This is a genomic window from Actinomycetospora corticicola (assembly GCF_013409505.1).
Taxonomy (GTDB): Bacteria; Actinomycetota; Actinomycetes; order Mycobacteriales; family Pseudonocardiaceae; genus Actinomycetospora; species Actinomycetospora corticicola.
This window is the reverse complement of sequence record NZ_JACCBN010000001.1, coordinates 219,412-231,518: the sequence shown is the minus strand read 5'-3', so window position 1 is coordinate 231,518 and position 12,107 is coordinate 219,412. Positions and strand designations below refer to the sequence as shown.

The following is a 12,107-nucleotide window of genomic DNA, read 5'->3' as shown; positions in this document are numbered from 1 at the left end:
GCCACTTCGTCGAATCGACCCCACGGCGCGGGGACGGTTTCCTACGCTCGGCCGTGTGACAGGCGGATTCGGCACCCGGCCCGAGGACCTCGAGTCGGCCGCCACCCGGTTCGACGAGGCCGGCCGGATCGCGGCCGACGCCGTGGCGGCGCTGCGGTCGACGCTCGCCGGGCTCGGCGACGTGGCCGGTGACGACGAACAGGGCCGCACGTTCGCCGCGCAGTACGACCCGAAGGCCGCGGAGGGAGTCGACGCGATCGGTCAGGAGGCGGTGGGACTCGGATCGCTCGGCGGCGCGCTCCGGGCGACCGTGGCGGAGTACCGGGCGGGCGACGCCGGGGCGCTGGGATCCGGGGGCTGACCGATCGAGACCGACCTCGACCGACCGAGTCGTCGCGAACCGATCGATCGGCCGCGGTCCGGACTCCCGACCGGCAGAGACCATCCGGAGGGCCCACCCACGTCGACGAACCGAGTCATCCCGACTCGGTTGATCGATCGCGATCCGGACGCCCGACCGGCAGAGACCATCCAGAGCGCCGACCCACGTCGACGAACCGAGTCATCCCGACTCGGTTGATCGATCGCGATCCGGACTCCCGACCGGCAGAGACCATCCGAAGCGCCGACCCACGTCGACGAACCGAGTCATCCCGACTCGGTTGATCGACCGCACGTCCGCTCCCGGAGCACGACCGCCCGGCTGCTCCTCAGTGGACGAGCAGCTCCCGGGCGAGCGCCCGTGCCTCGGCGACGAGCGGCGAGGGCGGTCCGGACCGGGTCGCGAGGACGACGGGCGTCGGCGGGACGTCGCGGATCGGCACGGCGACGAGGTCGTCCCGGAACCCGGTGCTGGTGGGGCGCTGCGGGAGCACGAGCAGCGCCTCCCCGGCCGCCACCAGCTCGAACTTGTTCCCGAGGGCGCCGACGAGCGGGCCGTCCGGGGCCCGGGAGCCGTCCGGCCGCGGGTCGACGCGCCACCATGCGTCGACCGTCGGGTCTCCGTAGCGGGCGAGCGGCTCGTCGACGAAGTCGGCGAGCTCGACCGACGTCCGGCCGGCCAACCGGTGCCCGACCGGGACGACGAGGGCCCGCGGCTCGTCGTGCAGCCGGTCGAGGCACAGCCCGTCGTCGGGAAGCGGGAGGCGCGCGATCACGGCGTCGACCCGTCCGGCCAGGAGGCCGTCCGCGACCGGCCCGGTCACCGCGACCGTGCGGATCTCGGCCTCCGGGTGGCGGCGCCGCAGCTCCCGCACCACGGGCGTGACGACGAGGTTGCCGGTGTGGCCGACGACCAGCCGGTCCGGCTCCGTCGTCGCCCTCGCCTCGATGACCGCCCGCTCGGCCGCGCGCAGCAGCTCCTCGGCGTGCGAGAGCAGGACCTTGCCGGCCGCCGTCAGCGCGCTCCCGCGGGCCGACCGGTCGAGGAGCCGGGCCCCCACCTGCGACTCCAGCCGCTGCATCTGCCGCGACAGCGACGGCTGCGCCACCCGCAGCTCCGCGGCCGCCCGCCCGACGTTGCCGTGGCGCGCCACCACCGTGAAGTACTGCAGCAACCGCAGGTCGAGCTCGGTCATACCGCCACGGTATGCCTCGCCTGCCGAACTGGTCTTGGACGCACGGACGGCCCCGTTCCTAGCGTCGACGCCATGCGAGCACTGCAGTACGACCGCCTCGGCGACCCCGAGGACGTCCTGGCCCTGCACGACGTCGCCGAGCCGCACCCGGGCCCCGGGCAGGTCCGGGTCCGCGTCGCGTTCTGCGGCCTCAACCCGGCCGACTGGGCCCTCTGCGAGGGCCTCTTCCCGGACCAGGAACCGCCCTGCGGGATCGGGCTGGAGGTGTCGGGCACCGTCGACGAGGTCGGCGAGGGCGTTCCCGACGACGAGCTCGGTCGGCTCGTGCTCGGCCCCGTCCCCCACGGGACGGCATCGGCGGGCGCGGCCGAGCTGGCGGTCCTGGCGACGTGGACCGCGGTGCCCGAGGGGCTGGACCTCGCCCAGGCCGCGGCGCTGCCGATGGCGGCCGAGACGGCGACGCGCTGCGTGGACCTGCTCGGCGTCGCCCCCGGCGAGACGCTGCTGGTCCACGGTGCCGGCTCGGTGATCGGGCGGATGGCCGCCCAGCTGGCCCTGCACCGGGGCGTCCGGGTGATCGCGACGGCCGGGCCGCGGAACGCGGCGTCGTTGCGGGCCTCGGGCGCGCAGGTGACGACGTACGGGGACGGCATGGTCGACCGGGTGCGGGACCTCGCGGGAGGCCCGGTGGACCGCGCCTTCGACAGCGCGCCCGTCGCCTGGGCGCCGCCGGACACTCCCCCCGCGCCCGACGGCGTCCTGCCCGACCTGGTGGCGATCACGGGCGACCCGGACCGGGTGCTCACGGTCGCGCGGCCCGCGGAGGCCGCGCGGCTCGGCGTCCGGAACAGCGCAGGTGCATTGCGTATCGACGCCCTCCCCCAGGTGGCCGCACTCGCCGCCCGCGGGGCGGTCGACGTGCCGATCGCCGGGAGCTACCCGCTCGCGGAATTCGGCGAGACGGTCCGGCGGAGCCGCTCGATGCAGGCGGGCGGGAAGCTGCTGCTGGTGCCCTGAGCGGGTCAGTCGAGGCGGGCGAGGAACGCCAGGAGGTGCTCGTTGACGGCGTCCGCGTGGCGAGCCGGGAGCCAGTGGCCCGCGCCCGGCAGCGTCACACACTCGAAGCCGCCGGTGACGTACGCGGCGGACCCGGCCATCTGTGCCTCGGTGAGCGCGATGTCGTCCGCCCCGATCAGGCCGAGCACCGGGCACGTGACCGGCGGCATGTCGAGCGGGTGCTCGTCGGCGAAGGTCCGCGGGTCGACGTTGGCCCGGTACCAGGACAGGCCCGCCGTCAGCGCGCCCGGGCGGGAGAGGTCGCGGATGTGCGTGCGGACGAGGTCGTCGTCCTCGGTCCCGGGGTGGGCCCAGCGGCGGAGGAAGGCCCAGTCGTCGGCGGGCAGCACGGTCTCGGGCACGCCCGGCGTCAGGAACCAGAGCATGTACCAGGACAGGGCGCGCTGGACGAGGCCCGCGGTCCGGAAGGCGTTCGGGTGTCCGACGGAGAGCGCCACGTAGCCGCGGACGACGTCGCTCGACATCGCGAGGGCCCACCCGACGGCCGCCCCGTAGTCGTGGCCGACCACGACGGCCCGGTCCACCCCGCGCTCGCTCAGCAGCGCCACCATGTCCGCGACCGAGTGGCGGAGACGGTAGGACCGGACGTCGTCGGGACGGTCGCTGTCGCCGAAGCCGCGCAGGTCGGGGGCGATCACGCGGTACCCGGCGTCGAGCAGGCGCTCGATCTGGGCACGCCACAGCGTCGCGCGGTCGGGGAAGCCGTGCAGCAGCAGCACGGCGGGCCCGGATCCGGCGTCGAGCACGGAGAGCGTGACGTCCGGGAGCGTGACGCGGACCGGGTCGGGCAGCGTCATCAGTCCCCCGTCAGCGAGATGGCGACCCCGTCGGCGAGGAGCCGGCCGGGCCGGGTGAGCACCGCCTGCCCGCGGGCCCAGCACCCGTCGTCGAGAAGGCCGTCGCGCACCGCCTGCACGGCGGCCGCGCGCCCGGCGTCGTGGAGCACGCGTGCGGGGAGGCCCTCGACCGTGCGCAGCTGCAGGAGCACCTGCTCGACGTGCCGGTCGGCGGGGGTGAGCAGCTCGCGGGCCTCGGCGGGCGACTCCCCCGCGGCGAGCTGCTTCGAGTAGCGGGCCGGGTGGCGGACGTTCCACCAGCGGACGCCGCCGACGTGCGAGTGGGCGCCCGGGCCGGCGCCCCACCAGTCGCCGCCGGACCAGTAGCCGAGGTTGTGGCGGCAGCGGGCGTCGACGGTGCGCGCCCAGTTCGACACCTCGTACCAGCCGAGGCCGTGGGCGGTCAGGACGTCGTCGACGATCTCGTAGCGGTCGGCGAGGACGTCGTCGTCGGGCATCGGCAGCTCGCCGCGCGCGACCCGGCGGGCCAGGGCGGTGCCGTCCTCGACGATGAGCGAGTAGGCCGAGACGTGGTCGGCGCCGGAGGCGAGCACGGCGTCGAGGGAGCGGCGGAGGTCGTCGTCGGTCTCGGTGGGCGTGCCGTAGATGAGGTCGAGGTTGACGTGGCGCAGCCCCGCCTCGAGTGCCGCGCGGGCGACCGACACCGCCGCGCCCGGGGTGTGGCGGCGGTCGAGCACGGCGAGGACGTGGTCGACGTCGGACTGCATCCCGAGCGAGAGGCGGGTGTACCCGGCGTCGGCGATGGCGGCGAGGAGCTCGGGCGTCGTCGACTCGGGGTTGGCCTCGGTGGTCACCTCGGCGCCGGGCGCGAGACCGACGGTGGACCGGATCGCGTCGAGGACCGCGGTCAGCCCGTCCGCGCCCAGCAGGGACGGCGTGCCGCCACCGATGAAGACCGTGTCGGCGGGCGGTGGAGTGCCGAGCACGCGGCCCGCGAGGTCGAGCTCCCGACGGAGGCCCTCCAGCCAGCTGGCCGGGCTCGCGGGGTCGTCGGTGCTGGTCAGGCCCAGGTCGGAGGCCGTGTAGGTGTTGAAGTCGCAGTACCCGCAGCGGGTCGCGCAGAAGGGCACGTGGACGTAGACGCCGAACGGGCGCGTCCCCAGCCCGGTGAGCGCGTCGGGCGGGAGCGAGCCGTCGGCCGGGGCGGGTTCGCCGCCGGGCGGCACGGAGGGCATCCGTCCATTGTGCGCGCGGCGACGATGTGGCTCTCCTGCCACTGGATGACAGCAACGACGCTTTCCTGCCGTGAGAGGGGCACCCCACAGAGCCGCCGGTGGAATCGTGCCCCTCGACGTGGCACGCTCAGGACCGTGCGTGCACTGGACCCGATGCTCGTCGGTCGACGTCATGTCGACCTCGCGCGTGTCGCCAGCGCGCTCTGCCCGGCGTGCTGACGCACCGCCGCTGACGCCCCTCGAGGGCACCCACCACCACGATCGTCAGCAGGCGCGCGACCACACCCGCCGTCGGGAAGGTCCCGCATGCCTGCGTCTGTGAGGACGCACCACCGATGACCAGCGCCCCGTCCAGCGAAGGTGCCACGACGCCCGAGCAGTCGTACGCCGAGACCACCTCCGTCGGCATGCGCAGCGACGTCGAGGACAAGCCCGTCAAGCCCAAGCCGCAGCGCGCCCGCAAGGGCAAGGCCGAGGGGCAGTGGGCGCTGGGCTACCGCGAGCCGCTGAACAAGAACGAGCAGTCCAAGAAGGACGACAACCCGCTGAACGTGCGGGCGCGGATCGAGAACATCTACGCCCACCGCGGGTTCGACTCGATCGACCCGGCCGACCTGCGCGGCCGTTTCCGCTGGATGGGGCTCTACACCCAGCGCGCCGAGGGCTTCCCCGGGACCGACACCGGTCACGTCGAGGAGGAGGAGCTCGACGCGTCGTACTTCATGCTGCGCGTCCGGGTCGACGGCGGGGCGCTGACCACCGAGCAGCTGCGCGTCATCGGCGAGATCTCCCAGACCTTCGCGCGCGACACTGCCGACGTCACCGACCGCGAGAACATCCAGTTCCACTGGATCCGCATCGAGGACATGCCGGAGATCTGGCGTCGGCTCGAGGCCGTCGGGCTGCAGACGACGGAGGCGTGCGGCGACTGCCCGCGCGTCGTGCTCGGCTCGCCCGTCGCCGGGATCAGCGCCGACGAGGTCATCGACGGGACGTCCGCGGTCGAGGAGATCGTCGAGCGCTTCATCGGTGACCGTTCGCTGTCGAACCTCCCCCGCAAGTTCAAGACCGCGATCTCGGGGCAGCAGGACGTCGCGCACGAGGTCAACGACGTCAGCTTCGTCGGGGTGGTCCACCCCGAGCACGGCCCCGGCTTCGACGTGTACGTCGGCGGCGGTCTCTCGACCAACCCGAAGCTCGCGGTGCGCCTCGGCGCGTGGGTGCCGCTCGACGAGGTGCCCGACGTCTGGCACGCCGTGGTCCAGACGTTCCGCGACTACGGCTACCGGCGCCTCCGCACCCGCGCGCGCATCAAGTTCCTCGTCGCGGACTGGGGCCCGGAGAAGTTCCGGCAGGTCATGGAGGACGAGTACCTGCACCGGAAGCTGATCGACGGCCCGGCGCCCGAGGCGATCGCGGGCACGATCGACCACGTCGGCATCCACGACCAGACCGACGGCCGCAAGTTCGTCGGCGTCGCGCCGCCCGCCGGGCGCACCTCCGGCTCCACGCTGGTCGGCGTCGCGAAGGCCGCCGAGGACGTCGGATCCACCCGCGTCCGGCTCACGCCGTACCAGAAGATCCTGGTCCTGGACGTGCCGTCCGAGCAGGTCGAGACCCTGACGACGGCGCTGGACCACCTCGGGCTGCCCGCGCGGCCGAGTGTCTTCCGCCGCGCCACGATGGCCTGCACCGGCCTGGAGTTCTGCAAGCTCGCCTTCGTCGACACGAAGAACCGGGCGGGTGACCTCGTGACCGAGCTCGAGCAGCTGTGCGCGGACGTCGCCGGCGAGCTCGAGAACCCGATCTCGATCCACCTCAACGGCTGCCCGAACTCGTGCGCCCGGGTGCAGGTCGCCGACATCGGGCTCAAGGGCCAGATCGTCAACGACGCCGAGGGCAACCCGGCCGCCGGCTTCCAGGTCCACCTCGGCGGCGGGCTCGGCCTCGACTCCGGCTTCGGGCGCAAGCTGCGCGGCCACAAGGTCCTCTCCGCCGAGCTCGGTCCGTACGTCGAGCGCCTGGTCCGGGGCTTCGTCGCCGACCGGAACGACGGCGAGCGCTTCGCCCAGTGGGTGCTGCGCGCGGAAGAAGCGCAGCTGCAATGAGGTTGGCCATCCAGTACTGCCCCTACTGCGGCGAGCAGGACCTGCGCCCCCGGGAGACCCCCGAGAACGCGTGGGAGTGCGCCGACTGCCGCAGCACCTTCGTCGTCACGGGAGTGGCCGCATGACCAGCACCGAGAGCGCCACCAGGGCCGACGCTCTGGCGGCGGGCGAGCGTTTCGCCGCGCTCGAGGACTCGACCGACCACGTCGAGCTCGCGCAGGACATCCTCGCGTGGGCGGCCGCGACGTACGGCGACCGGCTGATCGTCGCGTCGAACATGCAGGACGCCGTGCTGGTCAAGCTCGGCGCCGAGGCCCGCCCCGGCGTCGACGTGCTCTTCCTCGAGACCGGCTACCACTTCGCCGAGACGCTCGGGACCCGCGACGCCGTCGCGCAGGTCTACGGCGTGCACATCGTCGAGGCGCAGCCGGAGTTGACCGTCGCCGAGCAGGACGAGCGGTTCGGGAAGGACCTGTTCGCCAGCGACCCCGGCGCCTGCTGCAACATGCGCAAGGTCGAGCCGCTGAAGAAGACCCTCGCGCTCTACGACGCCTGGGTGACCGGCGTGCGCCGTGTCGAGGCGCCGACCCGCGCGAACACCCCGCTGGTGACGTGGGACGAGAAGCACGGGCTGGCCAAGGTCAACCCGATCGCCCACTGGAGCGACGAGCAGATGGACGCCTACATCGCCGAGAACGCGGTGCTGGTCAACCCGCTGGTCGGTGAGGGCTACCCGTCGATCGGCTGTCAGCCGTGCACGGCCAAACCGGCGCCCGGCGCCGACCCGCGCAGCGGCCGCTGGGCGGGCTTCACCAAGACCGAATGCGGGTTGCACGGATGACGGCGACGCTCCCGACGACGGGTACCGACCAGCTCGACGTCCTCGAGTCCGAGGCGATCCACGTCATGCGCGAGGTCGCCGGCGAGTTCGACCGCCCGGTGATCCTCTTCTCCGGCGGCAAGGACTCCATGCTGCTGGTGCACCTCGCGCACAAGGCCTTCTGGCCCGCGCCGATCCCGTTCCCGGTGCTCCACGTCGACACCGGGCACAACTTCGACGAGGTCATCACGTTCCGCGACGCCGTGGTCGAGCGCTACGGCTTGACGCTCGAGGTGGCGAGCGTCCAGGACTACATCGACGACGGGCGTCTGTCCGAGCGCGCCGACGGCACCCGCAACCCGCTGCAGACCACGCCGCTGCTCGACGCGATCGCCGAGCACCGTCACGACGCCGTGTTCGGCGGGGGGCGGCGCGACGAGGAGAGGGCCCGCGCCAAGGAGCGCATCTTCTCGCTCCGCACCGCCTTCGGCGCCTGGGAGCCGTCGCGGCAGCGCCCCGAGCTGTGGAACCTCTACAACGGTCGCCACAAGGCGGGCGAGCACGTCCGCGTGTTCCCGCTGTCGAACTGGACCGAGCTCGACGTCTGGCGCTACATCCAGCGCGAGGACATCGACCTGCCGACGATCTACTACGCGCACACCCGCGACGTGTTCGCCCGCGACGGCATGTGGCTGACGTCGGGCCCGTGGGGCGGACCGCGCGACGGCGAACAGGTCCTCAGCAAGAGCGTCCGCTACCGCACCGTCGGGGACGGCTCCTGCACCGGCGCGGTCGAGTCGACGGCCACCACCCTCGACGAGGTCCTCGCGGAGGTCCGCGAGTCCCGGCTGACCGAGCGCGGCGCCACGCGCGCCGACGACCGCCTCTCCGAGGCCGCCATGGAAGATCGCAAGAAGGAAGGCTACTTCTGACATGGGGGACACGAAGCGCAGCGGAGCTGGACCGTCGGGGCATGATCTCCTGCGGCTCGCGACGGCGGGCTCGGTCGACGACGGCAAGTCCACGCTCGTCGGTCGGCTGCTCTACGACACCAAGTCCGTCCTGGCCGACCAGCTCGAGGCGGTCGAGCGGGCGTCGAAGAGCACCGACGGCGAGCCCGACCTGTCGCTGCTCGTCGACGGCCTGCGCTCGGAGCGGGAGCAGGGCATCACGATCGACGTGGCGTACCGCTACTTCGCGACGCCTCGCCGGTCCTTCGTGCTCGCCGACACCCCCGGCCACGTCCAGTACACCCGCAACACCGTCACCGGCGCGTCCACCGCGGCGCTCGCGGTGCTGCTCGTCGACGCGCGGCACGGCGTGGTCGAGCAGACCCGCCGCCACACCGCCGTCATGGCCCTGCTGCGGGTGCCGCGGCTGGTGCTCGCCGTCAACAAGATCGACCTGGTCGACTACGACGAGGCGACCTACCTGACGATCACCAAGGAGTTCCGCGACCACGCCGTGGCCCTGGGCTACGCCGAGGACGCCGTCGTCACGATCCCCGTGTCGGCCAAGAAGGGCGACAACGTCGTGGTGGGGTCCGACCGCACCCCCTGGCACGACGGCCCGACCCTGCTCGACCACCTCGAGACCGTGCCGGTCGACGGCCCGGACGAGGCGGCGCCCTTCCGCTTCCCGGTGCAGACCGTCATCCGGCCCCGCTCGGCCGAGCTGCCCGACTATCGCGGCTACGCGGGCCTCGTCGCGGCCGGCTCGGTGTCGGTCGGCGACGAGGTCGTCGTGCTGCCGGACGGGCAGCGGACCACGGTCGAGGGCATCGACCGGTACACGTCCTCGCTGGACGCCGCCTCCGCCGGCGACAGCGTCGTGCTGCGGCTCGCGCACGACCTCGGCATCGCGCGCGGGGCCGTGATCGTGGCGGCCGGGTCGGCGCCGGAGCCGGTCACCGAGTTCACGGCGACGCTCGCATGGCTGCACGACAAGCCGCTCACGCCCGGGCGCCGGTTGCTCGTCAAGCACGGCACGCACACCGTGCAGGCGATGATCACCGCCGTCGAGGACCGCCTGGACATCCAGACCCTCGCCCTCGACGCCGACCCCGGCACGCTCGAGATCAACGACATCGGCCACGTCGCGATCACCGTCGCCGAGCCGTTGCCGCTCGACGACTACGACACGGTTGCCGCGACCGGGTCGTTCCTGGTCATCGACCCGCAGGCCGGCGACACGCTTGCCGCGGGCCTGGTCGGTCGGCCGCTCGTGGCGACTCCGGTCGACGCGTAGGTGGCTCCGCCATGTGAGCACTAAGTGGGGCTATAGCCCCACTTAGTGCTCACGAGCGCCTCAGCGCACCTCGTTCAGCTTCCCGGTCGCCACGTCGAGGACGAAGCAGCGCACCGAGTCCTCGTTCTTGATGAACGGGCTGTCGGTGACCCGCTTGATGGAGTCACGGACGTCCTGTTCGGCGTCGGGGAAGGCGTTCACGGTCCACGACGGCGGCTGGCCGGCCTCCTTCGCGAGGATGTCGGCGAACTACTCGTCGGTGAAGGTGACCATGCCGCAGTCGGTGTGGTGGACGAGGATGATCTCCTCGGTCCCCAGCAGGTGCTGCGAGATCGCCAGCGAGCGGATGGTGTCGTCGGCGACGATCCCGCCGGCGTTGCGGATGACGTGCGAGTCGCCCTCCGTCAGGCCCAGCGCCCCGTAGGGGTTCACGCGGGCGTCCATGCAGGCCACGACGGCGGTCCTGCGGGCGGGCGGCAGGGGCAGCTCGCCGGGGAAGTTCGCGACGTAGGTCTCGTTGTTCTTCAGGTACTCGTCGGTGACCGACACGTCAGGGGTCCTCTCACAGGGGTTCGACCAGGGGACGGCACGGACCGGCCACGTCAGCACGCGGGGTACGACGGCGGGCTCACGCGGCCCGGCGACACCACTGGTCGAACTCCTGCACGCGGCGGCTCGGCCAGAAGGCCGTGAGCCCGAAGGCCCGGAGGCCACCTGCGCGCATGCGCATCATTCGATCGCACCTGCGACGAACGACGCAAGGGACTGCACGAGCGCCCCTCGCCCGTTACCGTCGCCGCGATGACCGGCTGGCTGCTCGTGGTGCGTGAGCACATCGACCTGCTGCTGGTTGCGTCGTCCCTGTGTCGGTAGGGCTGCCCCGCTCCCCCACCGACCTCCGGAGACCCGTGTGACCACGACGGCCACGTCGACCCCCACCACCCCGCGCCGCGTCGCCCTCGCGAGCGCCGTCGGCACGACGATCGAGTGGTACGACTTCTACCTCTACGCCACCGCGACCGCGCTGGTCTTCAACACGCTGTTCTTCCCCTCGGTCAGCCCGACGGCGGGCACGCTCGCCGCCTTCGCGACCTACGCCGCCGGGTTCGGCGCCCGCCCGATCGGCGCGGTCGTCGCCGGACACCTCGGCGACCGGGTGGGCCGCAAGAGCGTGCTGGTCGGGTCGCTGATCGCCATGGGCGTCGCGACGACCCTCATCGGCGTGCTGCCCGCCTACGCGAGCATCGGCGCCCTCGCGCCGACCCTGCTCGTGGTGCTCCGGCTCGTGCAGGGGTTCGCGGTCGGCGCCGAGTGGGGCGGCGCCGCGGTGCTGTCCGCCGAGCACGCCCCGCCGGACCGCCGCGGCTGGTACGGCAGCTTCACCCAGATCGGGTCGCCCGCCGGGATGCTGCTCGCCACCGGGTCGCTGTTCCTCGTACGCGCGACGACGTCCGAGGAGGCCTTCCTCGCCTGGGGCTGGCGCATCCCGTTCCTCGCGAGCGCCGTGCTCGTCGTCATCGGCCTGGTCATCCGGCTGCGGCTCGAGGACGCCCCGGAGTTCACGACGCTGCGCGCCGAACGCCAGGTCGCGAAGCTCCCGATCGTCGAGGTCCTGCGCACGGCACCCCGGGCGGTCATCCTGACGACGGGTCTGCGGCTCTCGCAGATCGGGCTCTACGTCCTCATCACGACCTACGGCCTGACCTACGTCACCCAGACCCTCGGCCGCGGCTCGACGGCAGGCCTCACCGCCGTCGTCATCGTCTCGGCGATCGGGCTCGCGACCACGCCGCTCTGGGCGATCCTGTCCGACCGCGTCGGGCGTCGACGGCCCTACCTCCTCGGTGCGATCGGCGGGACGGCCGCCCTGGCCCTGTTCTTCCTCGCCGTCGACACCGGGTCGACGGTGCTGATCGTGCTGGCCGCGGTGCTGGCGATCAACGTCGTCCACGACTCCATGTACGGCCCGCAGGCCGCCTGGTTCGCGGAGATGTTCGACGTCCGCGTCCGCTACAGCGGCGCCTCGCTGGGCTACCAGATCGGGTCCGTGCTGGCCGGCGGGTTCGCCCCGCTCGTGGCCGCCTCGCTGCTCATCGCCGGGGACGGGCGGCCCTGGTGGATCGTGCTCGCCTACGCCGGACTCGCCGTCCTGACGACGGGCGCGGCGCTGCTCGCCCCCGATCACACCCGCCGTCGGGAAGGATCGACATCCGCGTGAGGGGAACCCTCGTGCGCGTAGAGCGATC

12 protein-coding genes and 1 pseudogene are annotated in these 12,107 nt (G+C 72.9%); 9 read left to right on the top strand and 4 right to left on the bottom strand.

The window, feature by feature from the left end; translation table 11 throughout:
- The first annotated feature begins 55 nt into the window (after nucleotides 1-55).
- The gene (locus tag BJ983_RS01070; RefSeq protein WP_179792099.1) at nucleotides 56-361 is read left to right on the top strand and encodes a hypothetical protein; all 306 of its coding nucleotides are present in this window, start codon (nucleotides 56-58) and stop codon (nucleotides 359-361) included.
- Between the two features lie 349 nt (nucleotides 362-710).
- Here the strand turns inward: BJ983_RS01070 and BJ983_RS01065 are convergent, their stop codons facing one another.
- Entirely contained in the window at nucleotides 711-1,577 is an 867-nt protein-coding gene (locus BJ983_RS01065) for a LysR family transcriptional regulator (RefSeq protein WP_179792098.1), read from the bottom strand.
- Between the two features lie 72 nt (nucleotides 1,578-1,649).
- Here BJ983_RS01065 and BJ983_RS01060 point away from each other — a divergent pair, with 72 nt between their 5' ends.
- Nucleotides 1,650-2,594 carry an NADP-dependent oxidoreductase gene (locus tag BJ983_RS01060; RefSeq protein WP_179792097.1) on the top strand — a complete coding sequence of 315 codons (945 nt, stop codon included), beginning with the start codon at nucleotides 1,650-1,652 and terminating at the stop codon, nucleotides 2,592-2,594.
- A gap of 5 nt (nucleotides 2,595-2,599) precedes the next feature.
- Here the strand turns inward: BJ983_RS01060 and BJ983_RS01055 are convergent, their stop codons facing one another.
- Nucleotides 2,600-3,451, bottom strand: a complete 852-nt coding sequence (locus BJ983_RS01055) for an alpha/beta fold hydrolase (RefSeq protein WP_179792096.1) — start codon at nucleotides 3,449-3,451, stop codon at nucleotides 2,600-2,602.
- Nucleotides 3,451-4,686 (bottom strand): radical SAM family heme chaperone HemW, encoded by a 1,236-nt coding sequence (gene hemW / locus BJ983_RS01050; protein ID WP_179792095.1) that lies wholly within the window; start codon nucleotides 4,684-4,686, stop codon nucleotides 3,451-3,453. Before hemW ends, BJ983_RS01055 begins: the two co-directional genes overlap by 1 nt.
- 24 nt (nucleotides 4,687-4,710) lie before the next feature.
- On the opposite strand from hemW, the gene BJ983_RS32635 reads away from it, so the two are divergent.
- The 6 genes from BJ983_RS32635 (at nucleotide 4,711) to BJ983_RS01030 (ending at nucleotide 9,861) form a co-directional block, all read left to right on the top strand.
- Entirely contained in the window at nucleotides 4,711-4,905 is a 195-nt protein-coding gene (locus tag BJ983_RS32635) for a putative leader peptide (RefSeq protein ID WP_425484801.1), read from the top strand.
- A gap of 188 nt (nucleotides 4,906-5,093) precedes the next feature.
- Complete coding sequence (locus BJ983_RS01045) at nucleotides 5,094-6,794, top strand: nitrite/sulfite reductase (protein WP_179797242.1); 1,701 nt, start codon at nucleotides 5,094-5,096, stop codon at nucleotides 6,792-6,794.
- A complete protein-coding gene (locus BJ983_RS30065; RefSeq protein ID WP_218890044.1) occupies nucleotides 6,791-6,919 on the top strand; it encodes an Insertion element protein in 129 nt (42 codons plus the stop codon). Before BJ983_RS01045 ends, BJ983_RS30065 begins: the two co-directional genes overlap by 4 nt.
- Entirely contained in the window at nucleotides 6,916-7,635 is a 720-nt protein-coding gene (locus BJ983_RS01040) for a phosphoadenylyl-sulfate reductase (protein WP_179792094.1), read from the top strand. The genes BJ983_RS30065 and BJ983_RS01040 overlap by 4 nt, the downstream gene beginning before the upstream one ends.
- Nucleotides 7,632-8,546, top strand: a complete 915-nt coding sequence (gene cysD / locus BJ983_RS01035; RefSeq protein ID WP_179792093.1) for a sulfate adenylyltransferase subunit CysD — start codon at nucleotides 7,632-7,634, stop codon at nucleotides 8,544-8,546. The genes BJ983_RS01040 and cysD overlap by 4 nt, the downstream gene beginning before the upstream one ends.
- A 1-nt stretch (nucleotide 8,547) precedes the next feature.
- Nucleotides 8,548-9,861 carry a sulfate adenylyltransferase subunit 1 gene (locus tag BJ983_RS01030; protein WP_179792092.1) on the top strand — a complete coding sequence of 438 codons (1,314 nt, stop codon included), beginning with the start codon at nucleotides 8,548-8,550 and terminating at the stop codon, nucleotides 9,859-9,861.
- Nucleotides 9,862-9,921: 60 nt separating this feature from the next.
- Here BJ983_RS01030 and BJ983_RS01025 read toward each other — a convergent pair.
- Nucleotides 9,922-10,410: pseudogene (locus BJ983_RS01025) on the bottom strand (beta-class carbonic anhydrase).
- 361 nt (nucleotides 10,411-10,771) lie between these two features.
- Between BJ983_RS01025 and BJ983_RS01020 the strand changes: the two are divergent.
- Nucleotides 10,772-12,079: an MFS transporter gene (locus BJ983_RS01020; protein WP_179792091.1), complete on the top strand. Its 1,308-nt coding sequence runs from the start codon at nucleotides 10,772-10,774 to the stop codon at nucleotides 12,077-12,079.
- The last annotated feature ends 28 nt before the right edge of the window (nucleotides 12,080-12,107 follow it).

What these genes read in the sequence shown, in the direction of transcription:
- BJ983_RS01065 (WP_179792098.1), bottom strand. Translation starts at nt 1,577, where the DNA reads ATGACCGAGCTCGACCTGCGGTTGCTGCAGTACTTCACGGTGGTGGCG.
- BJ983_RS01060 (WP_179792097.1), top strand. Translation starts at nt 1,650, where the DNA reads ATGCGAGCACTGCAGTACGACCGCCTCGGCGACCCCGAGGACGTCCTG.
- BJ983_RS01055 (WP_179792096.1), bottom strand. Translation starts at nt 3,451, where the DNA reads ATGACGCTGCCCGACCCGGTCCGCGTCACGCTCCCGGACGTCACGCTC.
- hemW (WP_179792095.1), bottom strand. Translation starts at nt 4,686, where the DNA reads ATGCCCTCCGTGCCGCCCGGCGGCGAACCCGCCCCGGCCGACGGCTCG.
- BJ983_RS32635 (WP_425484801.1), top strand. Translation starts at nt 4,711, where the DNA reads ATGTGGCTCTCCTGCCACTGGATGACAGCAACGACGCTTTCCTGCCGT.
- BJ983_RS01045 (WP_179797242.1), top strand. Translation starts at nt 5,094, where the DNA reads ATGCGCAGCGACGTCGAGGACAAGCCCGTCAAGCCCAAGCCGCAGCGC.
- BJ983_RS30065 (WP_218890044.1), top strand. Translation starts at nt 6,791, where the DNA reads ATGAGGTTGGCCATCCAGTACTGCCCCTACTGCGGCGAGCAGGACCTG.
- BJ983_RS01040 (WP_179792094.1), top strand. Translation starts at nt 6,916, where the DNA reads ATGACCAGCACCGAGAGCGCCACCAGGGCCGACGCTCTGGCGGCGGGC.
- cysD (WP_179792093.1), top strand. Translation starts at nt 7,632, where the DNA reads ATGACGGCGACGCTCCCGACGACGGGTACCGACCAGCTCGACGTCCTC.
- BJ983_RS01030 (WP_179792092.1), top strand. Translation starts at nt 8,548, where the DNA reads ATGGGGGACACGAAGCGCAGCGGAGCTGGACCGTCGGGGCATGATCTC.